The organism is Pseudonocardia sp. CA-142604, from assembly GCF_050948475.1.
Classification (GTDB): Bacteria; Actinomycetota; Actinomycetes; order Mycobacteriales; family Pseudonocardiaceae; genus Pseudonocardia; species Pseudonocardia alaniniphila.
In genome coordinates, this window is the sequence record NZ_CP192045.1 from 345,493 (window position 1) to 371,550 (window position 26,058).

The window sequence follows — 26,058 nt, forward strand, 5'->3', positions numbered from 1 at the left end:
TGACCTTGTGCCGGGGGTGCGGATTGCGCAGTTGCTCCTGCTCGTGGCCATGACCGCGCTCCTACTCCCGGGAGGCGCGACGCCGGCTCTCGCACACGCCGGTGGGTTGTCGTCGTCCACCAGTGAGGCGCGGGTGCTCGCGATCGATCCGCCCGTCCCCGGTCTGGACGTCCGTGCGGCCGAGTTCGGTGCCCGCCTGCGGATCGAGAACGGCACCGGCGACACCGTGGTCGTCGAATCGCCGGACGGTTCCCCGCTCGCCGCCCTGCCCGCCGTCGCTTCGGGCGCCGTCGCCTACTGGGTCGACCCGCGGGTCACCGCTGCCGCAGCCGGCGACCGCCCGGACGGCGACCGGCTCGCCTGGTCGGTTCCGCTTCGCGTGGGCTCCAGCGTGGCGACGGTGCACGGCGAGCAGTTCTGGCCCCCGCCCCCGGCCACGGCGCTGTGGGTGGCGCTGGCGCTCGTCGCGCTGGCCGTCCCGGCCGTGGTGGGTGTGCTCGGAGCGGGGCGGCGGCTGGGCCGGGTCGCACTCGCTGCGGCCACGGTCGTGGTGATCGGTTCGCACCTGCTGCATGTCTTCGGCTCCGCCGGGGTGCCGGAGGACCAGCCGTACGCGCTGATGCTGCTCAGCGCCGCGGGATACGCGCTGCTCGGGTGGCCGCTCGGCGCCGTCGGGGCATGGCTCACGGTGCGGGGGCACGTCGGCGGCCCGCTGCTGTGCGTCGCGGCAGGAGGCCTGTTCGCCATCGTCATCACCCCGATCGACGCCTTCACGCTCGTCGAAGCCGTGGTCCCGTTCTCGTGGGGCGCGGATTTCGACCGGCTTCTCGTCGCGCTGACTCTCGGCGGAGGCCTCGGCGTCGTGGTCGCCGGGATGGCGGTGCTGCGCCGCGGTCCCGTCCCGGCGGCGTAGATGCTGCTCGCGCACGGCATCGGCGCTGTCGAGGGGCTGCCTCTCGACGGCGAGCTCGTGCTCCAGACCGGCGGCGTGGTCGTGCTCGTGTCGTTCCTGGCGGTTGCGCTGTTGTGGAAGCAACCGCGCTTCACCGGCCCGCTGACGGGACGGCCGCTGCCTGCCGTTCTGGACTCGCCCCGCCTGCGCGACGCTCTCCAGGCGGTGGCGCTGGCCGGGGCGGTCGCGATCGTGGGCTACGGCTTCGCCGGTCCCCAGGACCCCGACGCGAACCCGGCTCCCCGAGCGCTCTACGTGTTGCTGTGGGTGGGGGTCGTCCCGGCGTCGCTGCTGCTGGGGCCGGTCTGGCGGGTGGTCAACCCGTTGCGGCTGCTGCACCGCCTCGTCGCGACGGCGCTGCGCATGCCCGTGCAGGGCACCGCACCGCTACCCGATCGGCTCGGCCACTTCCCGGCCGCGGCCGGGCTGCTCGTGTTCGTCTGGCTGGAGCTGGTCGCGCCGGGACGCGACCGGCCGGCCGTCGTCGCGGGGTTCCTGCTGGCGTACGCCGTGGTGCACACCGTGGCGGCGCTGCGGTTCGGCGCGCGCTGGTTCGACCGGGCCGACGCCTTCGAGACCTACTCGGTTCTCACCGGCGCGCTCGCCCCCGTCGGTCGGCTGGACAACGGGCGGATCGGGCTGCGCAACCCGTTCCGGGGGCTCGCGGCCGTTCCCGCGGCGCCGGGACTCGTCGGGTTCGTCGCGGTGTGGTGGGGCTCCACCGTGTTCGACGGCCTCACCGGCTGGATCGGCTGGCAGGCGTTGAACCTCCCGCTGGTGCTCGACACCCTCGTGCTCATCGGACTGGTGCTGATGGTCGCCGGCCTCTACCGAGCCGCGACCGGACGGCTGGCGGGCCCGCTCGTGACCACGCTGGTGCCGATCGCGGCCGGGTACACGATCGCCCACTACGTCACGTTGCTGCTGGTCGAAGGGCCGCGGGGGCTCTCGCAGCTCGCGGGCGCGCACCTCGGGGCGGTCACCGCCGTGCCCGCACCGGCGATCGTGGCGAGCGTTCAGATCGCCGCCGTGCTCGTCGGGCACGTCGTGGCGGTCGTCGCCGCGCACGACCGGAGCGTGGCCCTGCTGCCCGAACACCGGCGCCTCGCCGACCAGGTGCCGCTCGTACTGTTGATGGTGGCCTACACGATGGCTGGGCTGTTCCTGCTCGTGCTCTCCTGATGCCATGACGGTGGTCCGGTCGATCCTGTTGTTCGTCGTCGCGGCGGTGGCGGAGATCGGTGGAGCGTGGCTGATCTGGCAGGGAGTGCGGGAGCACCGCGGGTTGCTGTTCGTCGGGGCCGGCGTGGTGGCGCTCGGGGCCTACGGGTTCGTCGCCACCCTGCAGCCGGATCCGCACTTCGGCCGGATCCTCGCGGCGTACGGGGGGATCTTCGTGGCGGGCTCGCTCGCCTGGGGGGTCGTCATGGACGGGTTCCGGCCGGACCGGCTCGACTACGTCGGAGCCGCGCTGTGCCTCGCCGGAGTCGCGGTGATCATGTACGTGCCCCGCTGACGGGTCGCGTCACCAGGCGAGCTCCGCGCAGCCCGTGCGCGCTCCGGGCGGCTCCACCTGCAGGGTGAAGTGCGCCAGATGGTGGCGTTCGGAGAGCAGTGTCTGCGCCTGGGTGAGCACCACGGCCGGATCACATTCCGCGTCGACGGTGAGGTGGGCGGAGCCGACCTCCATCCCGGATGTGAGCGTCCAGACATGGACGTCGTGCACGTCCTGGACGCCCTCGAGGGCGGCGAGTTCGGATCGGATGGCGGTGACGTCGACGTCGGCTGGGGCGGCCTGCACGAGGATCCGGACGGCTTGCCGGCCGAGCGACCAGGTACGCGGCAGGATGAACAGACCAATCGCGATCGCGATGATCGGATCGGCGTAAGGCCAGCCCCACACCAGCATGACCAGACCGGCGATGAGCACACCGATCGACCCGAGGGTGTCGGAGATGACCTCGAGGTACGCGCCGCGGAGGTTGATGCTCTCCTTCGCGCCCTGACGCAGCAGGCCGAACACGATGAGGTTGGCGGCGAGGCCGGCGATCGCGGTGAGCATCAGCGGGAGCCCGGGCACCTCGGGTGGGTCGGTGAACCGGTGCACGGACTCCACGACCACCCAAGCGGCCACGCCGAACAGCAGCACTGCATTGGCGAGTGCGGCGAGCACCTCGGCGCGGTAGAGCCCGAAGGTGCGACGGTCGTCGCGCTGGGAGGCACGGGCGGCGGTGATCGCGGCGAGCGCCATCACGATGCCGAGCACGTCGGTGAAGTTGTGCCCCGCGTCGGAGAGCAACGCGAGCGACGACGTGGCGAGTCCGACAACCACCTGCAGGACGAGCGACGCCGTGAGTACGACGACCGAGATCGCCAAGCGTCGCGAATAGCGACCTGATGCGCTCTGACCGGCGTCGACGCCGTGACCGTGACCGTGACCAGCCCCCATGGCCGCCAACATATGCGGGAGTGTGCATGAGTGCAACTTGAGCCACCCGACGATCGGTGATCGCCGCCGTCAGAGGGTCGTGCGATCATCCGCGCGTGACGGAACCCGTCCTACCGGAGGACATGCGCGTATCGGACGTCGAGCGCGGCAAGGTGCAAGATGCGTTGCGCCGCGCACATGACATCGGCCAGTTGGACCTCGGCGAGTTCGACGAGCGCGTGCGCTCCGTCTGGGCCGCCCGCACTCGGGGCGAGCTCGCGCGCGTCACTGCCGACCTGCCCGCACTGCCGCCAGAGCCGGGGCGTCGCACCGTGTTCTCCGACACCGGTGGCGGTGTCGCCATGCGTGTGCTGACGATCATCTGGTCGTGCCTCTCCGTGGTCAGCCTGTCGGTCTGGGCCCTCTTCGCGGTGAACGCCGGCAGCTCGCTGTGGTTGCTGTGGCTGGCACTGCCGCCCGGCCTCGTGCTCCTGGTGCTGTACCTGGCAGGGATCGGGCGCCCGCGGCGCAGCTGAGGTGGTAATAGCTCTGTAATTGTTGAAGCGCGTGGTGACCGGCGAAGTTGACATGGGTAGTCGGGACGAATTCCGTCGCACCGACGGTCGCATCATCTGTGATGGCGTCAGAACTGTCCGACTTCCTCCTGTCGTGTCCCGAGCTGTGTGAAATCTCTGGTAACTCACCGGAACGGGTCGACGGCAGACCAACCACTCCAACCGTCGCGACCCCATCCTTTGATGCATCGTTCGGGCACGCTGAGAACTGCTGTGACCAGCGGTGATGGTCTGCAATGCATGGAGAAGGTTCACGAGGCGTGGAAAATTCTCAACCGTCCCGAATTGTCTGAAGTCCGAGGTGGGAAGTGCTCGCAGGCCAGCCTGTCGAAGATGGTCTGTGATGGGATCGACGATCAACCGAGTGGCGAGAAAACGGGTTCCCCTTGGCTGTTTGAAGGTACATTCGCCTTCACCATTGGCACGTGTCGGCTCGCCCCTCGTCACGATTCGGTGGCTGCCGACTTCGAGGAGAACCCATATGCCTGTTCAGCCGCCTGATCCGTCGGCCATCACCAAGGTCGCCGAGAGCTACGGCCTGGGTCTGACCGACACCGACGTCGCGTTCTTCACCCCGCTGGTGCACGGTCTGTTCCAGTCCTGGGACGTCGTCGAGCGGCTGCACGCGGAGGTCGAGCCGGCGGTTCCGGAGCGGGCCTGGACGCGTCCGGAGGCGGCCGACAATCCGTTGGGTGCCTGGTACGTGACCTGCGAGGTGATCGGCAGCGGTGAGGGTCCGCTGGCCGGGCGCACGGTGGCGGTCAAGGACAACACCGCCGTGGCCGGGGTGCCGATGATGAACGGATCCCCCATCGTCGAGGGCTTCGTCCCGCGCCGGGACGCCACGATCGTCTCCCGGATGCTCGATGCCGGCGCCACGATCGCCGGCAAGGCCGTGTGCGAGAACCTCTCTTCCTCCGGCGGCTCCCACACCTCGCACACCGGGCCGGTGCGCAACCCCTGGGACCTCGCGCGGTCCAGTGGCGGGTCTTCCAGCGGCAGCACGGCGCTTGTCGCCTCCGGTGCGGTCGACTTCGCCACCGGCACCGACCAGGCCGGGTCGATCCGCATGCCCGCATCCTTCAGCGGGATCGTCGGGCACAAGCCCACCCACGGCCTCGTGCCGTACACGGGCGCGCTCTCGATCGAGCAGACGATCGACCACGTGGGCCCCCTGACGCGCACGGTGGCGGACGCCGCGCTGATGCTCGGCGTCATCGCGGGGCGCGACGGGCACGACCCGCGGCAACCCGCGAACCTCGTCGTCGACGACTACGTAGGCGCGCTGGCCCGCTCGGCGGACGGACTGCGGGTCGGCGTGGTTGCCGAGGGCTTCGGGCATCCGAATTCCGAAACCGCCGTGGACGACACGGTGCGTGCGGCCGTCGAGACCTTGCGCGAATCCGGGCTCACGGTCGAGGACGTCTCGATCCCGTGGCACGTGCACGGCCGGATGCTCTGGGACGTCATCACCATCGAGGGCGCCACGGCGCAGATGGTCGACGCCAACGGTTACGGGCTGAACTGGCAGGGCCTCTACGACCCCGAGTTCATGGAGTTCTACGGCAACAAGTGGCGCGAGGACGGCAGCCGGTTCTCCGAGACGATCAAGCTCGTGTTGCTCTCGGGCCGGTACTCGCTGGACCGCTATCGGGGCAAGCACTACGCGATGGCCCGCAACCTGACCTCGCACCTGCAGGCGGCCTACGACGAGGCCTTGTCGCGTTTCGACGTGCTGGTCATGCCGACCACGCCGATCCAGGCTTCGGTCATCCCGGCCGACGACGCCCCCCGCGAGGAAATGATCGCCCGCGCCTTTGAGATGGTGAACAACACCACTCCCACGAACGTGTCGGGCCATCCCGCGTGCAGCGTGCCCGCCGGGATGGCGAACGGTCTCCCGACCGGGATGATGATCATCGGGAAGCGGTTCGACGACGCCACCGTGCTGCGCGTGGCCCACACATTCGAGCAGGCCGTGGGTGGATTTCCGGCGCCTGCTGGAGTGATGGTCGGGGGCGTCGCCTCTTCGTGAGCGCCACGGATCCGCAGTTGTACGGACGTCAACGGGCCCGGTGCGCCGATGACCGGCGTGCCGCGGGCGGCTCAGCGCCCCGGTACCGGGGCCGATCGAAGTCGATCTGACGACGCTGTGGCCGTAGCGCGCCACCAGCGGCGCGATACCAGCGCCGCCAGCCCGGCGCCGGCGGCGTTGATCAGTACGTCGTCCACAGAGGACACCCGATCCAGCTGCAGGACGTACTGCGCGACCTCGACCAGGATCGAGCAGCCCGCAGCGAGCGCAAGGATCCGCGGTACCGACGCCAGCGCCGCGAACCGCATCGGGGCGAAGAACCCCAGCGCCGCGAACACCAGCAGGTTGCCGACGATCTGGCCCGTCGCCGTCAACGGCGCGGCGGCGAGGATCGTGAGCAGATCCCGCAGCGGCACCAGGCTCACCCGACCGGGGATGGCACCCGCCCGGCTGCCCGGCAACATGATCATCCATACCCACGGCACCGTCCCGTAGACGATGCCGACCTCGGCCAGCGACAACCGCCACGCCGGGTTGGTGCCGGTGGCACTCCGACGGCGTGCCAGAGCCCACACCGTCAGCGCGGCGAACGGCAGTGCGGCCACCGTCATGAATGCAACGCCAGTGAACGTGCCGACCCAGAAGTGCCAGCCCCCGGCCATGCCACCTCCGCTCCCGTCGGACCGTGGAATCTACCCGGGCCGGCACGACGGGCGACGCAGCCGTACCAACGGCAAAGGCCCTGTCCGACGATCTCGGACAGGGCCTTTGGCCTGTGTCGGGGTGACAGGATTTGAACCTGCGACCTCTTCGTCCCGAACGAAGCGCGCTACCAAGCTGCGCCACACCCCGGTGGCCCGTGGGCCGTGACCAACTCTAGCCGACGTCTGCGGGCGCCGACGCGCGGGTTGCCCGCGCCGACGCGACCACCGACGGGCGGGGCACGAGCGTCAGCAGGCTGGCCTCCGGCGGGCAGGCGAACCGCACGGGCGCGAACGGTGAGGTGCCCAGACCTGCGGAGACGTGCAGCCATGTGTGGGCGCCCCACCGGGAGACGCCGCGGGCGCGGGAACGGTCGATCCCGCAGTTGGTGACGAGCGCGCCGATACCCGGCACACGCAGTTGCCCGCCGTGGGTGTGGCCGGCGAGCACGAGGTCGTAGCCGTCGCCTGCGAACCGATCGAGGACGCGTGGCTCCGGGGAGTGGGTGAGTCCCAGCCGCAGGTCCGCCTGGCGAGCGGGGCTGCCGGCGATGCGGTCGTAACGGTCCAGCCCGAGGTGGGGGTCGTCGACACCGGCGGCGGCGACGGTGGCGTCCCCGGCGGTGAGGCTCACCTGTGCGTGGGTGGCGTCGGCCCAGCCCCGCTCGACCATCGCTGCCCGCAGGTCACGCCACGGCAGCGGGGCGCCGTGATGGCGTCGCTTGCTCTTGACCAGGTAGCGGGCCGGGTTCTTCGGGGTGGGCCCGAAGTAGTCGTTGCTGCCGAAGACGAACACGCCCGGGTACTGCATCAGCGGCCCGAGGGCGGCGACGACAGCGGGCACGGCGCGAGGATGGGCCAGGTTGTCGCCGGTGTTCACGACGAGGTCGGGCTCCAAGGCGACGAGCTCGGCCACCCAGCGCTGCTTGCTGTGCTGCCGCGGGGTGAGGTGCAGGTCGGACACGTGCAGGACGCGAATCGGGCGCGCACCCTCCGCCAGGACCGGCAGCGTGGCCTCGCGAAGCGTCCATCTCCGGCGCTCGATCCCCGCCGCGTAGGCGAGCGTTGCCGCTCCCGTCGTGGTGGCGCCGAGAGCGATCCGAGCCCAGCTGTTCACCCGGCCAGGGTACGGCGAATGCCGGTTCCTCCGCGATCCCCTGTATTTCGGTGACGAACTCTTGACTCCACAGCCCCGATCGCGGCGACCCGGGCCGGGTATGTACGCGGACACCCAGGCGGACATGCATTAGCGTGCAGCGCCGTGAGCACCTTGAAGGAGCAGCTGCGGACCGACCTGACCGCCGCCATGAAGGCTCGCGACGAGCTGGTGAAGGCCACCCTGCGGATGACGCTGACGGCGATCGGCAACGCGGAGGTCGCCGGCACCCAGGCCCGCGAGCTCGACGACGCCGAGATCATCAAGGTGATCACCAAGGAAGCCAAGAAGCGCGCCGAGTCGGCGGAGGCGTTCGCCGCCGCCGGCCGCGAAGAGCTGGCCGCCCAGGAACGCGCCGAGGGCGAGGTGCTGGCCCGCTACCTCCCGGCCCAGCTGTCCGACGACGAGCTCGCCGCGATCGCGCGCACAGCGGTGGAGGAGACCGCCGCCGAGCTCGGCGAGCAGCCCGGACCGCGGCAGATGGGGCAGGTCATGAAGAAGGCCACCGCGGCCGCCGCCGGCCGTGCCGAGGGTGGCCGGGTGGCCGCCGCGGTGAAGGCCCTGCTCGTTCCCTGAGGAGTCGTGCTCCCGGCCTACTTGGTGGGAGCCTTCTTCCGTGTCGTCGTGGTGCGCTTCTTCGGCGCAGGCCCGCGCGCCCGGCGTTCGGCCAGCAGCTCGGAGGCGCGCTCGTCGCTGATCTCCTCCACGCTGTCGCCCTTGCGCAGCGAGGCGTTGGTCTCGCCATCGGTGACGTACGGGCCGAACCGCCCGTCCTTGATCACCATCGGCTTGCCCGTGGACTTGTCCGCGCCCAGCTCACGCAGCGGAGGGGTAGCCGCGGCGGTGCGGCGGCCGCGCTGCTTGGGCTGCTTGTAGATCTCCAGCGCCTCGTCGAGCGTGACGGTGAACAGCTGCTCCTCGTTGGCCAGCGACCGTGAGTCGGTGCCGCGCTTCAGGTACGGCCCGTAGCGCCCGTTCTGCGCGGTGATCTCGGCGCCGGTCTCGGGGTCGGTGCCGACCAGCCGCGGCAGCGAGAGCAGGCGCAGCGCGTCCTCCAGCGTGACGGTCTCGGTCGACATGTCCTTGAAGAGCGATCCGGTGCGCGGCTTGGGCTTGGCCGGTGCCTTCTTCTTGGAGCCGTTGGCGGTGGCCTCCGGAGCCACGGGCTCGGGAAGGATCTCCGTGACGTAGGGCCCGTAGCGGCCCTCCTTCGCGACGATCTCGTGGCCCGTGGTCGGGTCGACGCCCAGGGAACGGCCGTCCTGCGGCACCGAGAACAGCTGCTCGGCGACCTCGGGGGTGAGCTCGTCGGGCGGGAGGTCGTCGGGCAGGTTGGCCCGCTGCGACTGCCCGTCGCGCATGCGCTCGAGGTACGGGCCGTAACGGCCGACACGCACCACGACGTCGTCGAACACCGGGACCGAGTTGATCTCCCGGGCGTCGATCTCCTCGAGGTTGATCCCGACGAGCTTCTTCAGCCCGCCTGCCCGTGCCACCGATCCCGTGCTGCCCTGGTCGGCGCCGAAGTAGAAGCCCGAGAGCCAGTCGGTGCGGCCCTGCAGCCCGGCGGCGATCGAGTCGAGCTCGTCCTCCATCGCGGCGGTGAAGTCGTAGTCGACCAGCCGCCCGAAGTGGTGCTCGAGCAACCCGACCACCGCGAACGCGATCCACGACGGGACGAGCGCCTGGCCCTTCTTCCACACGTACCCGCGGTCCTGGATCGTCTTGATGATCGACGCGTAGGTGGACGGGCGGCCGATCCCGAGGTCCTCGAGCGTCTTGATCAGGCTCGGCTCGGTGAAGCGGGACGGCGGGTTGGTCGAGTGCCCTTCGGGGGTCAGCTGCGTGGCGGTCAGCGCCTGGCCCTGTGTGAGCTCCGGCAGCCGCGACTCGGCGTCGTCGGCCATGCCACCGGCCTGGTCGTCCACGGTCTCGACGTAGGCCTTGAGGAACCCGGGGAAGGTGATCGTGCGCCCGGACGCGGCGAACGTGACCGCCTCGCCGGTGGCCGCGCTGCCGCCGATGCGCACGCTCACGGTGGTGCCGCGGGCGTCGGCCATCTGCGAGGCCACCGTGCGCTGCCAGATCAGCTCGTAGAGCCGGAAGTCGTCGCCGTCGACCTCACGGGCGATCTCGCCCGGGGTGCGGAAGGTGTCGCCGGCGGGCCGAATCGCCTCGTGGGCCTCCTGCGCGTTCTTCACCTTGCGCGTGTACTGCCGCGGCTGAGCCGGGACGTAGGCGTCGCCGTACAGGTCGCGGGCCTGGGTGCGGGCGGCCTGGATCGCCGCCTCCGACAGCGTGATGGAGTCGGTGCGCAGATAGGTGATGTAGCCGTTCTCGTAGAGCCGCTGCGCGCTGCGCATCGTGCGGTCGGCGGAGAAGCGCAGCTTCCGGCCGGCCTCCTGCTGCAGCGTGGACGTCATGAACGGGGGGTACGGCTTGCGGGTGTAGGGCTTCGACTCGACGGACTCGACGGTGAGCCCACGGCCCTGAAGCGCCTCGGCCAGCCTGCGGGCGCTCGCCTCGTCGAGGACGCGAGCGCTCTCCTTGGCGCTGTCCGCGCTCTTGAGACGGCCGTCGGGGCCGAAGTCGCGCCCGGTGGCCACCCGGGTGCCGTCGATCGAGACCAGGCGCGCGGGGAACTGCCGGGGGCTTGCCTCGGCACCGGCGTCGAGCTGCGCGGCGATGTCCCAGTACGACGCCGACACGAACGCCATGCGCTCGCGCTCGCGCTGCACGATGATCCGCGTGGCCACCGACTGCACCCGGCCTGCCGAGAGCTTCGGCATGACCTTCTTCCACAGCACGGGGGAGACCTCGTAGCCGTAGAGGCGGTCGAGGATGCGGCGGGTCTCCTGCGCGTCGACGAGGTCGTGGTCGAGATCGCGCAGGTTGTCGATGGCGGCACGGATGGCAGGCTCGCTGATCTCGTGGAACACCATCCGGCGCACCGGGATGCGCGGCTTGAGCGTGTCGAGCAGGTGCCAGGCGATGGCCTCGCCCTCGCGGTCGGGGTCCGTTGCGAGCAGGACCTCGTCGACCGACTTCAGAGCGTCCTTGAGCTCGGCGACCTTGCTCTTCTTCTCGGGCGTGATGACGTAGAGCGGCGCGAACTGGTTGTCGACGTCCACCCCGAGCCGCGCCCATGCCTCGCCCTTGTACTTGGCGGGGACGTCGGAGGCGCCGCGCGGAAGGTCGCGGATGTGCCCGACGGAAGCCTCGACGATGTAGTCGTTGCCGAGGTACTGCTGGATCTTCTTCGCTTTCGTCCCGGACTCGACGATGACGAGTCGGCGTGGCGGTCGCCCGTTGGCGGTGACCGCAGCTGTGCCGTTGGGCCGACCCGGGGCGGCCTTCGCGGCAGCCTTCCGGCTGCCCGTGCCCCTCGGGGTCGCGGGCTTCGCACTCGTCGTTCCGGTTGCCACCTGGTCCTACTCCATCGTCTACGGCCGTTTCGGCGCCGCGCACCAGCCGTTCTGCTGGGTTTCCGCGCCGGATGCGCGGCAGTGCCCGGACACCGAGTATGCGGGTCCTCCGTTCCGGCAGTACCGGAACCTAGACTTCACCCGCCCACCTAGCGTGTCGCCCTCATCACACCGAGCGTCGCCCGGCGGAGCGCCTGCGACACCGTGTCGGCCTGCGCCGCGCGAGCGTAACCAGCTCGTCAAGACGCAGCCCTGCCCCAGCATCGGGGCCAGTCGGCGGTGTCGGCCCTGGCCGGAACCGGGCCGACGAGCTCGACGAGCCGTTGGACCCGTCGCGTGCCGCTGATCCGCAACGCCTGCCCGCTACCCACCCTCGCGGGTGATATTCCGGCTCTGGTGGCCGCGGCCACCAGAGGCAGGTGAGTTTCAGGGGCGTGCGGGTCGAGCCCGAGCAGGTAACCGCCCCGCTCGTCGGGCCGGCCTGCGGCCAGAGCCCACAGTCGTAACGCCGGCCCGTCCAATTGCCATCCCGCCGGGACCGATTTGACCGCCCCGTGTGTCCACGCCCGTGCCAACCCCACCAGATCGCAGCGGAACGCCGAGCGTAACGCGGTGGCGCCGCTCTCCGTCCGTACCGCCTCCATCCGGATGCCGGTGGCGGCGCACGCTGCCGTGAGCGCCGGTGCTCTGGCCGGGTCAGGCAGCACGATCGAGAGCCGGGCCTGATCGCCCGCCCCGAACCTGACGATCTGTCCCGGCCCGCACAGCAGCCCGGCCAGGTCGCTCACCCGCGGAGGGCGGGCATCGGCGGAGAACAGCGACAGCTGCGACACGAGCGCACAGTAGAACACGCGTTCGAGCGTTATGGCCAGGGCGCGCCGGAAGATCGACACTCTCGGGCGTCAGAGAGAAAGAAGGCGACAAGCTCCTGATGGCCCTGTCAGGCGCCGGTCAGCGCGGGGCGGTGGCCGACAGCGCGGAGAGCTGCTGGCACTGCGTCGCCCGTTCGGCGGCCTTCTGCAGCCGGGGCGTGGCGCTCAGGTCGGCCAGCGGGTTCGGCGGAGTGATCGCGTCGAAGGTCGACTGGGCCTGGTTGAGCGCGGCCATGACGGACTCGGGGTTGTTCGGGTCGGCGGCGTCCACCGCGGTCTTGGCTCCGGTGAAGTCCTGCTCGAGGAACTCCAGCGCGCTCTGGGCCCGGCCCACGGCGTCGTTGCCACCCTGCACCGGAGAGCGGCCGATCGAACCGAGCTGCGAGCGGCCCTGCTGCACTCCGTTGAGGACCGTGCCGAGGTAGTCGCTGACAGCGCCCTTGACGGTGGGCAGGTCGGCCCCCGGTGGGATGGCGGGCGGCGTCGTGGCCGGCACCGCGAAGCTCATGACGGCCCCGCAGAGGCGGTCGGCCCAGGCCACCGGATCGCTCCCGGGGCCCTCGGTCGGGGTCGGGGCAGGGTCGGCGCCGGGGTTGCCAGCGACCGTGGTCGTGCAACCGGCGAGGACGGCGGCGGCGACGAGCACGGCGACGGCCGTCAGGGCGGGGCGGGTCGAGCGAGTCATGCGCCGGCTCCGGATCGGTGGAAGGTCGGCGTCAGTGTGCCCGGGGTCCTCCGGCGCTGATCATGGAGGTCCGGCCGACCCGCAGCGCCCGGCCCCGGGTCGGCGTCGGTGCGCCGTGTCAGCCTCCGGTCTGGCGTTCGACCTGCTGGCAGTTCGGCGCCTGCGAGCTGGCCCGCTCCAGCTCAGGGCTGGTCTGCAGATCGACCGTGGGGTCCGGCATGTTCGCCAGCTGCTCCAGCGGCGCGACCGCCTTCGGCAGCTCGGTGCGCAGCGCCTGCGGGTTGGTGGTGTCGACCGCGTCCACCTGGGTCTTGGCGTCCTGGAAGGAGGTCCGGAACGTGGTCAGGGTCTGGGTGAGCCGGGTGATCACGTCGTCCCCGCCCGCCACCGGGGAGGGGCCCACGGCCGCAATCCCGCTGATCGCCGAGTCGGCCGCGGTCGCGCCCTGCCCCAGGTAGTCGCTGATGCCCTTCGCGAGCGCTGTGGGGTCGGACGCGGTGTTGAGCTGTGGTGGGGTGCCTGCCGTCTTGACGAACGGCAGGAGTGCCCCGCAGACGCCGTCCACCCACTGCACGGGATCTCCCGCAGCGGTGGCCGGGGACTGTCCGGCCGGGGCCGCCGTGCCCGAGACGGCCGACGTGCAGCCCGCGATGCCCACCACTAGCGCGGCGAGCGCCGGAAGCAGCAGTACCGGGCGCGGTGTGGTTGACATGCTGCTCCTGGATCGAAGGTGATGTGGGCGGCCAGTGTGCCGCGTTGCCGAGCGATGCACCGCGACAGGCCGGTCAGCGAGCAGGTGACGTCGTCGAGCGGACCTGCTGGCAGTTCGCAGCCTTGTCGGCGGCGGCCTTCAGCTCGTCGTTGGCCTGCAGTCCGGCAGTGGGGTCGGCCATGTTCCGCAGCTCCTGCAGCGGCGCGAGCGCCGTCGGAAGGGCAACGGACATGGTCTGGACGCTGGACGTGTCGACGGTGGTGAGCTGTCCGCGCGCCGCGTCGAAGCCGGTGCGGATCTGGGTCAGGGCTCCCTTGAGCCGGGCGACGTACTCGTCACCGCCTGCAACCGGCGATGGGCCGATCGAGTCGAGTGCGGTGATGGAGCCCTGCACCGCGGTGCCCGTGGCAGTGAAGTAGTCGCCGAGCCCGCGAACGGTCGCGACGGGGTCGGCCCCGTTCACTTGCGGCTGCGTCGTGGCCGCCCGGGCGAAGCCGGACAGTGCACCGCATACCTGGTTCGTCCAGGCCACCGCCTCGGCGTCGCTGTCACCCCCGGTGCCGCACCCTGTCGCGACGAGGAGAACGAACGCCGAGGCGAGTGTGTAGGTGAGCCTGCGAGTACTCATGCGGTCCTCCCGCAGCGGTGCGCATCATGACGCGCGGCGCGCGTCGATTCGCGGGGGAAGGTACTGGTAGGCCTCAGAACGGCCGGAGGCCGCCCACCCGAACGGGTGAACGGCCTCCGGACAGGGACGAGCGGTCAGCTGACCGAGCTGGCTGCCGGGGTGTCGGCGATCGAGGTGGAACGCCGCTTGGAGACGACGACCGCGGCCACGATGATCGCGACCGCCACGAGCGCGATGGCGATGCGCAGCGGGGCCGAGGCCGACGGGCCGACGGAGAACGTCACGACCGCCGGGGCGATCAGCACCGAGACCAGGTTCATCACCTTGATCAACGGGTTGATCGACGGACCCGCGGTGTCCTTGAACGGGTCGCCGACCGTGTCACCGATGATGGTGGCCTCGTGGGCGGACGATCCCTTGCCGCCGTGGTTTCCGTCCTCCACCAGCTTCTTCGCGTTGTCCCACGCGCCACCGGAGTTGGCGAGGAAGACCGCCATCAGCGTGCCGGCAGCGATGGCACCGGCCAGGTAACCGGCCAGCGGGCCGACGCCGAGGCCGAAGCCGACGGCGATCGGGGCGAAGATCGCCAGCAGGCCGGGGGTGGCCAGCTCGCGCAGCGAGTCGCGCGTGCAGATGTCCACGACGCGGCCGTACTCCGGGCGGACCGTGCCCTCCATGATCCCGGGGTTGTCCCGGAACTGGCGACGCACCTCGAAGACGATGGCGCCCGCCGCCCGGGTGACCGCGTTGATCGCGAGCCCGGAGAACATGAACACCACCGACGCACCGATGATCACGCCGACGAGGGTGTTCGGGGCGAAGACCTCGAAGGCGAACGCGGTGCCGGCGTCCTGCAGGGTGCCGCCCGCGTCGGCCAGCGCCTGGCCGATGGCATCGCGGTAGGAGCCGAAGAGCGCCGTGGCCGCGAGCACGGCCGTGGCGATCGCGATGCCCTTGGTGATGGCCTTCGTCGTGTTGCCGACCGCGTCGAGCTCGGTGAGGATGCCGACCCCGGCCCCCTCGACGTCGCCCGACATCTCCGCGATGCCCTGCGCGTTGTCCGAGACGGGCCCGAACGTGTCCATCGCGACGATGACGCCGACCGTGGTGAGCAGGCCGGTGCCCGCGAGCGCGACCGCGAACAGCGCAACGGTGATCGAACCCGTGGCCAGCGTGAACGCACCGAACACCGCCGCGCAGATGACCAGCGCGGTGTACACCGCCGACTCGAAGCCGATCGAGATGCCGGCGAGGATGACGGTGGCAGGACCGGTGAGCGACGACTCGCCGACGGTCTTGACCGGCTTGTCCTCGGTGCCGGTGAAGTAACCGGTGAGCCAGAGGATCACGCCCGCCAGCACGATGCCGATGATGACGGCGATCGAGGCGATCAGCCGGGGGTCGCTGCCCGCCATGGCGGCCACGACCGTGGTGTCGGTCGGGCTCGTCAGCCCCTCGAAGCTGCCCGGGAGGTAGACGTAGGCGGCGATCACGCACAGCACCGCGGAGATGGCCGCGGAGATGTAGAAGCTGCGGTTGATGGTGGTGAGGCTGCTCTCGCCCTCGCGGGTACGGGTGATGTAGACACCCACGACTGCGGTGATCACACCGATGGCCGGCACGATCAGCGGGAAGAGCAGGCCCTGCAGGCCGAAGGCGGCGGTGCCGAGGATCAGCGCGGCCACCAGCGTCACGGCGTAGGACTCGAACAGGTCGGCGGCCATGCCGGCACAGTCACCGACGTTGTCGCCCACGTTGTCGGCGATCGTCGCGGCGTTGCGCGGGTCGTCCTCGGGAATGCCCTGCTCGACCTTGCCGACCAGGTCGGCGCCCACGTCCGCGGCCTTTGTGAAGATGCCGCCGCCGACACGCATGAACATGGCGAGCAGTGCGGCGCCGAAGCCGAAGCCCTCCAGCACCTTCGGTGCCTGGCCGGCGTAGACCAGCACGACCACGGCCGCCCCGAACAGACCGAGGCCGACGGTGAACATGCCGACCACGCCACCGGTGCGGAACGCGATACGGGTGGCCTTCTCCCTGCCGCCCTCCTCGCGCGACGCGGCGGCGACGCGGATGTTGGCGAAGGTCGCGAGCCGCATGCCCAGGTTGCCGATTGTGGCAGAGAACACAGCGCCGACGATGAAGAAGATCGATCGCCCGATGCGCTCGCCGAGGTCGTCCGCTGGGAGAGCGAATAGCAGGACGAACACGATCACGACGAATATGCCGAGCGTGCGGAACTGGCGGTTGAGGTACGCCGTGGCGCCTTCCTGGACCGCTCGGCCGATCTCCTGCATCTTGGAGGTGCCCTCGCCCGCGGCGAGTACCTCCCGGCGCAAGACGAAGCCGATGGCCAGGGCAGCAAGGGCGACCACCGCGACCACACCGACGAGGATGCGGTCATTCGCTCCGAGCTCGAGGCCCTGGGCGAGGGTGGACGTGGACATCCGTCCTCCTGGTTCAGTGAATACCGGGCCAGGGAACTCCAGACGGCACCCCTGGCGTCTCGAAACCCGTCGCCGCAGGTGGGCGCGGTGCAGGCGTCTGCAGTCTATGGGTGGTACGCAGGGCACCCGCGAGTGAGGGGCAGGGGCGCGCTAAGCTTAACGATCTGATCACGAGTCGGTCGATTACGGTTGGGATCCGAACTTGCCGATGGTGTCGATCGTGAAGTTCACGTGACGGTCAGCGCTCCCTCACACCGGACACAGTTCCTGGTCATCATCTGCACCCTCGCGCTGCTCGTGGCCGTGCCCGTCGTTGCGGCCAGTGGGCTCGGCCACGCGGAGGCGAAGCCCAGCGGCGAAATGGCCTTCAGCGACGCGTCCGCGAGGCCCTCCGGTCAGCTCAGCGCTGCTATCCCGGGCGTCGAGGCGCTGGCCGCACCGGTTGCGCCTGCCCCCCGCACCGGGCTCGCCCAAGCCGCCGTCGACGCTGCGCAGGGGACGGCGGCGAGCGCCACGGAACTCGCCGTCGCCGTGCTGGATCGCGAGACAGGCGAGCTCGCCCTCGGCGCGCGGGGCGGGGAGCCGTACTACACGGCCTCGCTGTCCAAGGTGCTCGTCGCCGTGGACATCCTCGACCGCAGGCGGCTCGACGGCCTGGCCGTCGCCGATGCCGACATCGCCCTGCTGAACCGGGCACTGGGACCCAGCGACGACAACGCCATGAACGCGCTCTGGAGCCGCTTCGACGGTGTCGGCGGCATCGGGCGGGTCAGCAGCCGGGTGGGGCTCACCGGCACCACCGGGCCGCGGGATCCATCCCAGTGGGGCGAGGTGTCCATGTCGGCCGAGGACACCGTGCGGACCTGGCAGTACTTGCTCGAGGACATGCCCGCTGCCGACCGCGATCTGCTCGCCTCCGCCATGGAGGCCGCTCCGGCGCGGGCGGCCGACGGGTTCAACCAGGCGTTCGGGCTGCTCGCCCCGGCGGTGGACGGGCCGGACGCCCCAGGAGCGGTGGCCAAACAGGGCTGGATGTGCTGCTTCTCCGGGAAGTACTACATCCACAGCACGGGTGCGGTCGGCGGCGACCGCCGCTTCCTGATGGCCTTGCTGGCCAGGGTGCCCCGCACGCCGGGCTGGGAGGCCGCACGCCAGGAGATGACGCGAATCGCCACCGCGGCAGTGCAGGCGACGGCCTGACCGTCGGACCGATGTGCCAACCTCGAACACCGTGGGTGGCGGGAACGGACGAGCCGGGGGTGTCGCGGGGCCGGAGGTAGCCGCGCGGGCCGGGCGCGGCGAGATCCTGCTCCGCCGAGTGCTGGCAGGCGCCGGAGCCGAGCCACTGTGGCGGCCGGCGGACGGGCCGGAAGCGCACGACGTGGAGCACGAGGCAGGCCCGCTGCGCCACTCCGTGCACATGCCCCCACGGCCCGGCCGGCCCGTCGAGTGGCCGGGTTGGGTGCCGCAGGAGGTGCGGGAGGCGTTCGGCCGCTCCGGTGTCCAGGCACCCTGGAGCCACCAGGCCGACGGCGCAGCGCTGGCCCACGCCGGCCAGGACGTCGTGGTGGCCACGGGCACGGCGTCGGGCAAGTCGCTCGTCTACCAGCTGCCCGTGCTCGCCCGGTTTGCGGAGGACCCCCGCGCCACCGCGCTCTACCTGTCGCCGACGAAGGCACTCGCGGCCGACCAACTTCGGGCACTCGACGCTCTGGGCCTGCCGGACGTGCGGCCGGCACCGCTGGACGGCGACACCCCGATGGACGCACGCGACTGGGCGCGCCGGCACGGCCGATGGCTCTTCAGCAACCCGGACATGCTGCACCGATCGCTCCTGCCGCAACACGGACGCTGGACGGCGTTCCTGCGCAGGCTGCAGTTCGTGGTGGTGGACGAGTGCCACACCTACCGCGGCGTCTTCGGCTCGCACGTCGCACTGCTCCTGCGCCGTCTCCTGCGCGTCTGCGCCCGCTACGGCTCGCGGCCCACGCTCGTGCTGGCCTCGGCCACCGTGGCGGAGCCCGCTGCCTTCGCGTCCCGGCTCACCGGTCGTGACGTCGTGGCGGTGACCGACGACGGCTCGCCGGGAGCGGGGCGCACCGTCGCGCTGTGGGAACCGCCGCTGCTGCCCGAGCTGGCGGGGGAGAACGGCGCTCCGGTGCGCCGGGCGGCGGGCGCCGAGGCCTCGCGGATGCTCGCCGACCTGGTGGTGGAGGGCGCACGGACGCTCGCCTTCGTGCGCTCCCGCCGTGGGGCGGAGGTGACCGCGCTGGGTGCGCAACGGCTGCTCGCCGAGGTCGACCCCGCGCTGGCCGAGCGGGTGGCCGCCTACCGCGGTGGCTACCTCCCCGAGGAACGCAGGGCGCTCGAGGCGGCCCTGGTGCGCGGCGAGCTGCTCGGGGTGGCCACCACCAACGCGCTCGAGCTGGGCGTCGACATCGCAGGCCTCGACGCGGTGGTGGTGGCGGGCTTCCCGGGCACGAGGGCGTCGTTCTGGCAGCAGTCCGGTCGCGCGGGACGGGCCCGCGACGAAGCGCTGGTGGTGCTCGTTGCCCGCGACGACCCCATGGACACCTACCTGGTCCACCACCCTGAGGCGCTGCTCGGCGCCCCGGTGGAGGGCTGTGTGCTCGACCCGCTCAACCCCTACGTTCTCGGCCCCCAACTCGTGTGCGCCGCGGCCGAGCTCCCCGTGACGGAGCACGACGTGTCGGAGGTGTTCGGGGGCGCTCCGGCGGCCGCCGTGCTGGACGAGCTGGTGGCCGACGGCGTGCTGCGACGCAGGCCCACCGGCTGGTTCTGGCCCTCGACGCGGGAGCGGCCCGCGGCATCGGTGGACATCCGGGGCTCCGGCCTGGGCCAGGTGGCGATGGTGGAGGCCGAGACCGGCCGGATGCTCGGCACCGTGGACGGCCCCTCGGCCCCGGCCACCGCGCATCCCGGAGCGGTGTACCTGCATCGTGGCGAGAGCTATCTGGTCGAGGAGCTCGACCTCGAGGCCGGTGTGGCACTGGTGAGCTCCGCCGACCCGGATTGGCGCACGGACGCTCGATCCACGGCCGACGTGGAGGTGGCGCGGGTACTTGCGCACCACGACCTCGGAGACGTGCGTGTGTCGTTCGGCGAGGTGACCGTGACGTCGCAGGTGGTGGGCTATCAACGGCGTGCACCCGATGGAACCGTGCTGGAGACCGTGCCCCTCGACCTCCCCGAGCAGACCCTGTGGACCCGCGGGGTCTGGTACGACATCGACGAAGGCGCACTGATCGCGGCCGGGGTGCCGCCCGTGCGGATCCCGGGTGCGCTACACGCTGCGGAGCACGCGGCGATCGGCCTGCTCCCACTGTTCGCGATCTGCGACCGGTGGGACATCGGGGGGATGTCCACGGCCCTGCATCCGCAGACCGGTCGCCCCACGGTGTTCGTGCACGATGGGCATCCGGGCGGCGCGGGGTTCGCCGAGCGAGGGCACGCCGTGCTTGCCGCGTGGTTGACGGCCACGCGGGACGCCATCGGCGGCTGCGAGTGCCGCACGGGCTGCCCGTCCTGCGTGCAGTCGCCGAAGTGCGGCAACGGGAACGTGCCGCTCGACAAGGCGGGCGCTGTGATCGTGCTGGGCGTGGTGCTGGACGCACTGTCGGCGCCGGAACCAGAGGAAACCGCGTCGCCACCGCGGCACACGGAGCAAGTTTCGAAGTAGCCGCCGTCGGCCGGCCACATCGGGGGCCGGGCCGGCCGACGACGGCCGGAGCGCGGTGGAACCGGTATCGGGGTGGGCGTCGGGGGGGACGCGCCGGCCCCACCGCAGCCTGGGGAGCGAGCTCGTGGTGCCGGTGGCCGGGGCCGTTCGGAACCACGTCAAGTAGGCGCGCCCTGTCCCGTGTGTCGCCAGTGGCCGTCGCCCATCGGTTCGGCAGCCACGACGAGCGTTGCGGTAGTGCGCCGAGTCGTCGGACGGCTGGCCAAGCCGGACGAATCGGGTTGATCGACAGTGTCCTGCCCACCCGTCGAATACTGACTACCGTTCGCCGCGCAGATTTCCGGATGGTGGAGTAGAGATCGGAAAGAGCTGGATGAACGGTGCGCTGAACGCGGACAGAGCAGGATCCGCATTTGCCGGAGGCGACGCGTGGGGCGCGAGATCGCTCGTCCCCGGCACTACCAGTGCGGAGAGCGCGGCGGACGGTGGCGGCAGAGCCGGGCTTGCGTCTGGCGGGGCCGCCGAGGCGGTGGGTCGTGCGCTGGTCAGCGGGTGATGGTGCTGGCGGCGGCTCGGGTTCCATCGGCCCCGCCCGGGCCCGACCGACGGCCACGGCACCGGAAAACGCGAGCGGCACCGGGACGTGGACCTCGACCAGAGCGTCCCATCCCGACAGCAAACATCGGATGACCTCGCCGCCCATCTCCTGTGCGATCACCTCGGCCCGCTGGCAGGCGGTGACCGCGCCGTGGACGGCCTGCCCGGCTGCGGCGAGCGCAGCCAGGTCGGCTGCGGCCTCTGCCCGGTGGCGGGCAGCAACAGCGGCGCCGAGATGAAGACCGAGCAGGAGCGCAGCCATGATCACGGCAGCGCCTGCGGCGGCCCATACAGTGGCGACCCCTTCGTCGTGAGCGAGACGTGCCCGGAGTGGCGTCATGATCCGACGGCTCCGGGTTCGAGGGCGGCGACGGCGCGGCCGCCGACCCGGAGCGGGAGCGGCCGCAGCAGATCGTGGGAGACCTCCGCGATGACGAGGTCGTCCCGATGCACCAGCTCCAAACGAGCACCGGTGGGCGCGAGTTCGGCGGCCACAGCGCGACCGCGGTCGGCCTCGCCACGGGCGGCGAGCCGGGCCATCTCGCGCGCGGCGTCGATGCAGCGGATCGCTGCCGCCACCGCGACGACCGAGGCGACCGCGACCGCGAGGAACACCGCGAGGCTGCACAGGGCGAGAGCCGCTTCGACGGTGACGGCGCCGCCGTCCGCCTGCAAACGCCGCTGCCACCGTGGTCGCCGGTCGCCCGCACACCGGAGCTCGCGCCGGCCCGGCGAACGGTGCCCTGCGCGTGCCGCCGGTGTGCGGGCGACCATCAGAACGTCACCGACAACGCGCGCTCGACGAGCTCGGTGAGGGCCGTGACGATCGACTCACCGCTGATCACCGCGTAGAGAACGGCGGCGAACGCGGCGGCGGCAATAGTCCCGATTGCGTACTCCACCGTGCTCATGCCCGCGTCGTCATGGCGGAGCGCCCGCAGGCGGGCGGATGTGTTCAGCGATGTGGGAATGGTGAGCAGGGACATCAGATCTCCTTCGTATGGTGGACATGCGCGGTGGTCACCACTGCGCGAGTGCCTCGCCCGCCAGGCCGATGACGACCGGGGCGATACCGAGGACCAGGAACGCCGGCAGGAAGCAGAGTCCGAGCGGGCCGGTGATGAGCACCCCGGCGCGCTCCGCCCGTGCCTGCGCGGAGTCGAGCAGGTCAGCACGGAGCCGCCCGCCCTCGGCTCTCGCCACCTGGGCGAGAGCTGCGCCGGTGCCGGCCGAGCGGCCCGCTGCGCGGGCGAACGTTGCGAGCGCGGGCACGTCCTCGGCCGCTAGCCAGGCATCGACCGGATCAGCTCCGAGCTCGAGGAGGCCGGAGACCCGCCGCAGCTGAGCGCCGGTGGAACCGCCGAGTGGCTCCGCTGCCGCCGACACCGCGACCGAGACGGGCAACCCCGCCTCCAAGCAGACCGCGAGCAGTTCCCAGCCGCCGGCGATGTCGCCGTCCGGCTCGGTGCCCGGGCCGGCGCGACCGGCAGCGCGCCGAGCGAACACCGCGCCGGCCCCTCCGGCGGCGATCCCGAGGATCACGCCCGCGGTGGCCCCGGCGACGGCCCATCCGAGCAGACCGGCGGCGGCCGCCCCGACGGCCAGCCACGAACCGCGCAGTGGCGGGGGCGCCACGGCATCGACCGGTGGCGGCGGATCGGCCTGCAGCGCCCGCAGCCTGCCCGAGCTGCCGGGCCCTGCGGCGACGAGCAGCGCCGCGGCCAGCACCGCGAGTGCGGCGGCGGTGGTGCCCGGCACCGGGCCGATCGACGGACTCATGACGGCACCGCCGAGCGGAGGATGCGCTCCGACCACGCTGAGCCCGCCGCCACCAGCGTGACGCCGATGACCAGGAGCACCTGGCCGAGCACGCCGCCGCGCAGCACCGCGACCGGGTCGGCGCCGACGAGCTGGCCGAGCCCGAGCCCGAGCAGCGGCAATGCGGTGAGTACGTGGGCGGTGGCCCGCGGCCCGGCGAGCTGCGCCCGCACGGTGTCCCCGAACCGCACTCTCCAGCGGATGTCGTGGTGGGCACTCCCGAGCAGTTCGGCGAGCGGGATCCCGTGCCGTTCCGCGAGCGACCAGGCCACGGCGATCCGCTCGACGTCGGGCCCGATCCCCGGCCGTCCGACCGCGCCCCGGCGCAGGGCGGCGGCCACGTTGTCACCGAGGCGTGCGGCGGCGGCCGCGGGATCCAGGGTCTCGCGGGCCAGCGGACCGTCTGCCCGCACTCCGGCGAGCGCGGCGGCCGGGTGGCTGCCCGCCCGCAGCTCCTCGGTGATGCGGGAGACCGCGTCGGCGAGCTGAGCCGCAGCGGCCGCCGCTTCGCCGGCTGCTCGATGCCGGGCCTGCCGCCGTCGGACCGTGAACGCCACGAGCGCGCCCGCCAGCGCTCCACCCGGACCCGCGAGCAGCAGCCCGGCGAGCCCACCGAACACAGCCGGTGCCGCGGCCCATGCGATTCGCCGGCCGCGGATCGCCTCCACAGGCCACAGCACCGCGAACCTCGTGGCCCCGGCAGCCGGGGGCAGGCATCCGATCGCCGCCGCGAGAGCGGCACACGCCATTGCGTTCACCACGGTGCCCGCACCCCGCGCTCGGCGAACAGCCGCCCGAGGGCATCGCGTCCGGTGGACCAGCCGCGAGTGCGGCTCCACGCTGCTTCGACGGCGACTCGCTCGGAGGTGCGGGTGAGCACACCGACGACATCCAGCACCCGGGCGCCGGAGCCGAGCCTGCGCATGTGGAGCACCACCTGCACAGCGGCGGCGAGCTGGCTGTGCAGGGCATCGCGGGGCAGGCCGCCGGTGGCCGCCAGCGCCTCCATCCGTGCCGGCACCTCGCCTGCCGAGTTGGCGTGGACCGTGCCGGCACCGCCGTCGTGGCCCGTGTTGAGCGCGGCCAGGAGGTCGCAGACCTCGGCGCCCCTGACCTCGCCGACGACGAGCCGGTCGGGCCGCATCCGCAATGCCTGGCGCACGAGGTCGCGCAGCACGACGCCGCCGGCTCCCTCGATGTTGGCCGGCCGGGCGACGAGCCGTACGACGTGCGGGTGCCTGGGGCGAAGCTCCTCCGCATCCTCGACGCAGACGATTCGCTCCCGCGGGTGGACCGTGCTGAGCATCGCGGCGAGGATCGTCGTCTTGCCCGTGCCGGTGCCTCCTGAGACGAGGAACGCGAGCCGGGCGGAGAGCACCGCCCGCAGGAGGGCCTCGCCGGTGGCGTCGACGGTGCCGAGCGAGCGCAGCGCCGGCAGGTCGTGCGCGGCGGGACGCAGGACTCGCAGGGACAGGCAGGTGCCGTCGGCGGCGACGGGCGGCAGCACGGCGTGCAGCCGCACCCCGACGTCGGCGACCCAGCCGTCGACGTAAGGGCTGGCGTCGTCGAGCCGGCGGCCTGCCGCGATGGCGAGCCGCTGGGCGAGCCTGCGGACGGCGGCCTCGTCGGGGAAGCGGACGTCGGTGGCCTCGAGTCCCGATCCGCGATCGACCCACACCGATGCGGGCCCGCACACGAGGACGTCGGTGGTGCGTGGGTCGCGCAGCAGCTCGTCGAGAGGGCCTGCGCCGACGAACTCCTGGCGCAGTACGCGCAGCGCCGCGAGCACGTCGAGGTCGGAGGCGACCCCGCCGGACTCCGCCCGCACAGCCGCGGCCACCGCCGCTTCGGTGATCTCTCCGCCGGCCGCGGCCAGCCGCGATCGCACCCGGTCGACCAGCGCAGACGCGGAGCGCGGGCCGGTATCGGCTGTGGCGCGGGCCGCAACGGCCAGGCCTGCGCGGCTCGGCCCGCTCACGAAGCCCCCTCGCTGACGCTCGTCGGCCGCGTTCGCGAAGCTGCTGTGCCTGATGGTTCGCTCGCAAGCTCGCTCACGAAGCCTCCTCGCTGGCGTTTGTTGGCCGCGTTCGCGAAGCTGCTGTGGCTGATGGTTCGCTCGCTCACGCGGGCACCCCCGCCGTCGGCCCCGCGAGCGCGCGAAGCTCGGTGAGCACCGTGTGCGCGGTGGCGGCGAGCGGACCGCGTGGCCTGCCCGGGGCGTCGCCGCGCTCCAACGCCCTGGCGAGCCCTGCCTCGGGCCGCATCGCGGCCAGCAGCGGAAGCCCGAGGGCGCGAGCGATCTCGGAGGCCGCGACGCCTCCGGGAGCCGGACCCCGGACGACCAGACGCACCGGACCGCCGTGCTCGGCGAGTACGGCGGCCACCCTGGCCGCGGCGGCGCAGGACCGTACCTCGGCAGGCACGACGAGGACGGTGAGGTCGGCCGACGACAGCGCGGCGACCGCAGCCTCGGTGGGGTAGCGCGGGAGGTCGCAGACGACCGTCTCCCCGGCCCGCCGACCGGCCTCGACAACCGACCGGACTGCGGCGGGCGATGGAGCGTGGGCGGAACGGTCGCAGGAGAGAACGCCCAGCTCACCACCACCGCGGCGGGCGACTGCGGGCGCGGGAAGGGCGGCGTGCAAGGCGGTGGCCGGCACGCGCCCGCCGCCGACCCCGATGTCGGGCCACCGCAGACCGCCCAGCTCCTCTGCTCCGAGCACCAGGTCGAGGCCTCCGCCAAGCGGATCGCAATCGACGAGCAGCACGCGTGAGCCCTCGCGTACGGCGGTGACCGCGACGGCCGCTGCGAGCACCGAGGCGCCTGCGCCGCCGCGACCGCCCACGACGGCGAGCACGGCACCGTTGCGGCCGGGGCCTTCGGCGGCCTCTGTGAGGGCCGCCACGAGCCACGACTCCGCCTGGGGGAGTGAGATGACGTGTTCGGCGCCGACCGCCACTGCGTGTTGCCACACGGGAGGGGCCGGTTCCCCACGGACAGTGACGATCACTTCACCCCGACGAGGCAGCCCCGCCTGCGCGCACTGCTGGGCCGCGGCCGCGTCGAGGAGCACGAGAGGCGCTCGCGGCCAGTGGGGGCGGGCCTGCGCCGCGTCGATGGTGCGGTGGAGGTCACATCCTGCTGCTGCGGCCAACCGCAGGATGGTGTCGAGCAAATCGGGGTCGGACACCATCACCAACCCGCGCCGTTCGCCTGCGCTCTGCTGCACCATGCCTCCCTCGTCCTGCCGCTCGGAAGAGCGGCCTGACCAGCGTGCGGTGCGTGAGGCCTCGGTGGCGGGCGGATCACGATCCTGTGGACAGGCG

24 protein-coding genes, 1 tRNA gene and 1 pseudogene are annotated in these 26,058 nt (G+C 72.0%); 9 read left to right on the forward strand and 17 right to left on the reverse strand.

Translation table 11 applies throughout. The annotated features are described in order from the left end of the window. Window positions 1–7: 7 nt before the first annotated feature. The 3 genes from ACQPZQ_RS01680 to ACQPZQ_RS01690 are packed head-to-tail and all read left to right on the forward strand — an operon-like array spanning window position 8 to window position 2,468. A complete protein-coding gene (locus ACQPZQ_RS01680; protein ID WP_433291287.1) occupies window positions 8–913 on the forward strand; it encodes a hypothetical protein in 906 nt (301 codons plus the stop codon). Further along, window positions 914–2,134 (forward strand): hypothetical protein, encoded by a 1,221-nt coding sequence (locus ACQPZQ_RS01685; RefSeq protein WP_433291289.1) that lies wholly within the window; start codon window positions 914–916, stop codon window positions 2,132–2,134. Window positions 2,135–2,138: 4 nt separating this feature from the next. Continuing rightward, on the forward strand, window positions 2,139–2,468 hold the full coding sequence (locus ACQPZQ_RS01690) for a YnfA family protein (protein ID WP_241040490.1): 330 nt from the start codon (window positions 2,139–2,141) through the stop codon (window positions 2,466–2,468). 9 nt (window positions 2,469–2,477) lie between these two features. Here ACQPZQ_RS01690 and ACQPZQ_RS01695 read toward each other — a convergent pair whose 3' ends face one another. After that, window positions 2,478–3,401 (reverse strand): cation diffusion facilitator family transporter, encoded by a 924-nt coding sequence (locus tag ACQPZQ_RS01695; protein WP_433291291.1) that lies wholly within the window; start codon window positions 3,399–3,401, stop codon window positions 2,478–2,480. 95 nt (window positions 3,402–3,496) lie between these two features. Between ACQPZQ_RS01695 and ACQPZQ_RS01700 the strand changes: the two genes are divergently transcribed. From ACQPZQ_RS01700 to ACQPZQ_RS01710, 3 genes are all read left to right on the forward strand, one after another. Next, window positions 3,497–3,916, forward strand: coding sequence for a DUF1707 SHOCT-like domain-containing protein (locus ACQPZQ_RS01700; protein WP_433291294.1), 420 nt, complete (start codon window positions 3,497–3,499; stop codon window positions 3,914–3,916). A gap of 252 nt (window positions 3,917–4,168) precedes the next feature. Beyond that, the gene (locus ACQPZQ_RS01705) at window positions 4,169–4,456 is read left to right on the forward strand and encodes a hypothetical protein (protein WP_433291296.1); all 288 of its coding nucleotides are present in this window, start codon (window positions 4,169–4,171) and stop codon (window positions 4,454–4,456) included. Next, the gene (locus ACQPZQ_RS01710; RefSeq protein ID WP_433291298.1) at window positions 4,437–5,990 is read left to right on the forward strand and encodes an amidase; all 1,554 of its coding nucleotides are present in this window, start codon (window positions 4,437–4,439) and stop codon (window positions 5,988–5,990) included. Before ACQPZQ_RS01705 ends, ACQPZQ_RS01710 begins: the two co-directional genes overlap by 20 nt. Window positions 5,991–6,061: 71 nt before the next feature. On the opposite strand, the gene ACQPZQ_RS01715 is transcribed toward ACQPZQ_RS01710, so the two are convergent. The 3 genes from ACQPZQ_RS01715 to ACQPZQ_RS01725 all read right to left on the reverse strand — a co-directional run bounded on the left by ACQPZQ_RS01715 (window position 6,062) and on the right by ACQPZQ_RS01725 (window position 7,808). Next, window positions 6,062–6,652 carry a VanZ family protein gene (locus ACQPZQ_RS01715; protein ID WP_433291300.1) on the reverse strand — a complete coding sequence of 197 codons (591 nt, stop codon included), beginning with the start codon at window positions 6,650–6,652 and terminating at the stop codon, window positions 6,062–6,064. Between the two features lie 116 nt (window positions 6,653–6,768). Next, a tRNA-Pro gene (locus tag ACQPZQ_RS01720) sits at window positions 6,769–6,842 on the reverse strand. Between the two features lie 24 nt (window positions 6,843–6,866). Beyond that, window positions 6,867–7,808: a metallophosphoesterase gene (locus ACQPZQ_RS01725; RefSeq protein ID WP_433291301.1), complete on the reverse strand. Its 942-nt coding sequence runs from the start codon at window positions 7,806–7,808 to the stop codon at window positions 6,867–6,869. A gap of 144 nt (window positions 7,809–7,952) precedes the next feature. On the opposite strand from ACQPZQ_RS01725, the gene ACQPZQ_RS01730 reads away from it, so the two are divergent. Beyond that, the gene (locus ACQPZQ_RS01730) at window positions 7,953–8,423 is read left to right on the forward strand and encodes a GatB/YqeY domain-containing protein (RefSeq protein ID WP_433291303.1); all 471 of its coding nucleotides are present in this window, start codon (window positions 7,953–7,955) and stop codon (window positions 8,421–8,423) included. Window positions 8,424–8,440: 17 nt separating this feature from the next. On the opposite strand, the gene topA is transcribed toward ACQPZQ_RS01730, so the two are convergent. The 6 genes from topA to ACQPZQ_RS01760 all read right to left on the reverse strand — a co-directional run bounded on the left by topA (window position 8,441) and on the right by ACQPZQ_RS01760 (window position 16,616). After that, on the reverse strand, window positions 8,441–11,131 hold the full coding sequence (topA, locus tag ACQPZQ_RS01735) for a type I DNA topoisomerase (protein WP_433298950.1): 2,691 nt from the start codon (window positions 11,129–11,131) through the stop codon (window positions 8,441–8,443). 380 nt (window positions 11,132–11,511) lie between these two features. Then, window positions 11,512–12,105 (reverse strand): hypothetical protein, encoded by a 594-nt coding sequence (locus ACQPZQ_RS01740; RefSeq protein ID WP_433291305.1) that lies wholly within the window; start codon window positions 12,103–12,105, stop codon window positions 11,512–11,514. 118 nt (window positions 12,106–12,223) lie between these two features. Next, window positions 12,224–12,829, reverse strand: a complete 606-nt coding sequence (locus tag ACQPZQ_RS01745) for a hypothetical protein (RefSeq protein WP_433291307.1) — start codon at window positions 12,827–12,829, stop codon at window positions 12,224–12,226. Window positions 12,830–12,947: 118 nt separating this feature from the next. Next, window positions 12,948–13,541: a hypothetical protein gene (locus ACQPZQ_RS01750; RefSeq protein WP_433291309.1), complete on the reverse strand. Its 594-nt coding sequence runs from the start codon at window positions 13,539–13,541 to the stop codon at window positions 12,948–12,950. 73 nt (window positions 13,542–13,614) lie between these two features. Then, window positions 13,615–14,169, reverse strand: coding sequence for a hypothetical protein (locus ACQPZQ_RS01755; RefSeq protein WP_433291311.1), 555 nt, complete (start codon window positions 14,167–14,169; stop codon window positions 13,615–13,617). A 134-nt stretch (window positions 14,170–14,303) separates the two neighbouring features. Beyond that, entirely contained in the window at window positions 14,304–16,616 is a 2,313-nt protein-coding gene (locus ACQPZQ_RS01760) for a sodium-translocating pyrophosphatase (RefSeq protein ID WP_433291313.1), read from the reverse strand. A gap of 231 nt (window positions 16,617–16,847) precedes the next feature. On the opposite strand from ACQPZQ_RS01760, the gene ACQPZQ_RS01765 reads away from it, so the two are divergent. Further along, window positions 16,848–17,816 (forward strand): serine hydrolase, encoded by a 969-nt coding sequence (locus tag ACQPZQ_RS01765; protein WP_433291315.1) that lies wholly within the window; start codon window positions 16,848–16,850, stop codon window positions 17,814–17,816. A 31-nt stretch (window positions 17,817–17,847) separates the two neighbouring features. Beyond that, window positions 17,848–20,316 carry a DEAD/DEAH box helicase gene (locus ACQPZQ_RS01770; protein ID WP_433291317.1) on the forward strand — a complete coding sequence of 823 codons (2,469 nt, stop codon included), beginning with the start codon at window positions 17,848–17,850 and terminating at the stop codon, window positions 20,314–20,316. A gap of 643 nt (window positions 20,317–20,959) precedes the next feature. Here ACQPZQ_RS01770 and ACQPZQ_RS01775 read toward each other — a convergent pair. The 7 genes and pseudogenes from ACQPZQ_RS01775 to ssd form a co-directional block, all read right to left on the reverse strand. Continuing rightward, window positions 20,960–21,253, reverse strand: a pseudogene (locus ACQPZQ_RS01775) (Rv3654c family TadE-like protein); the annotation flags it as partial. After that, on the reverse strand, window positions 21,250–21,588 hold the full coding sequence (locus tag ACQPZQ_RS01780; RefSeq protein ID WP_433291319.1) for a TadE family type IV pilus minor pilin: 339 nt from the start codon (window positions 21,586–21,588) through the stop codon (window positions 21,250–21,252). The pseudogene ACQPZQ_RS01775 and the gene ACQPZQ_RS01780, both read right to left, overlap by 4 nt. A gap of 98 nt (window positions 21,589–21,686) precedes the next feature. Then, entirely contained in the window at window positions 21,687–21,899 is a 213-nt protein-coding gene (locus tag ACQPZQ_RS01785) for a DUF4244 domain-containing protein (RefSeq protein ID WP_433291321.1), read from the reverse strand. Between the two features lie 34 nt (window positions 21,900–21,933). After that, complete coding sequence (locus ACQPZQ_RS01790; RefSeq protein WP_433291323.1) at window positions 21,934–22,692, reverse strand: type II secretion system F family protein; 759 nt, start codon at window positions 22,690–22,692, stop codon at window positions 21,934–21,936. After that, entirely contained in the window at window positions 22,689–23,492 is an 804-nt protein-coding gene (locus ACQPZQ_RS01795) for a type II secretion system F family protein (RefSeq protein ID WP_433291325.1), read from the reverse strand. Before ACQPZQ_RS01795 ends, ACQPZQ_RS01790 begins: the two co-directional genes overlap by 4 nt. Further along, window positions 23,486–24,631 (reverse strand): TadA family conjugal transfer-associated ATPase, encoded by a 1,146-nt coding sequence (locus tag ACQPZQ_RS01800; protein WP_433298952.1) that lies wholly within the window; start codon window positions 24,629–24,631, stop codon window positions 23,486–23,488. The genes ACQPZQ_RS01795 and ACQPZQ_RS01800 overlap by 7 nt, the downstream gene beginning before the upstream one ends. Before the next feature lie 220 nt (window positions 24,632–24,851). After that, entirely contained in the window at window positions 24,852–25,964 is a 1,113-nt protein-coding gene (ssd, locus tag ACQPZQ_RS01805) for a septum site-determining protein Ssd (RefSeq protein WP_433291327.1), read from the reverse strand. Between the last annotated feature and the right edge of the window lie 94 nt (window positions 25,965–26,058).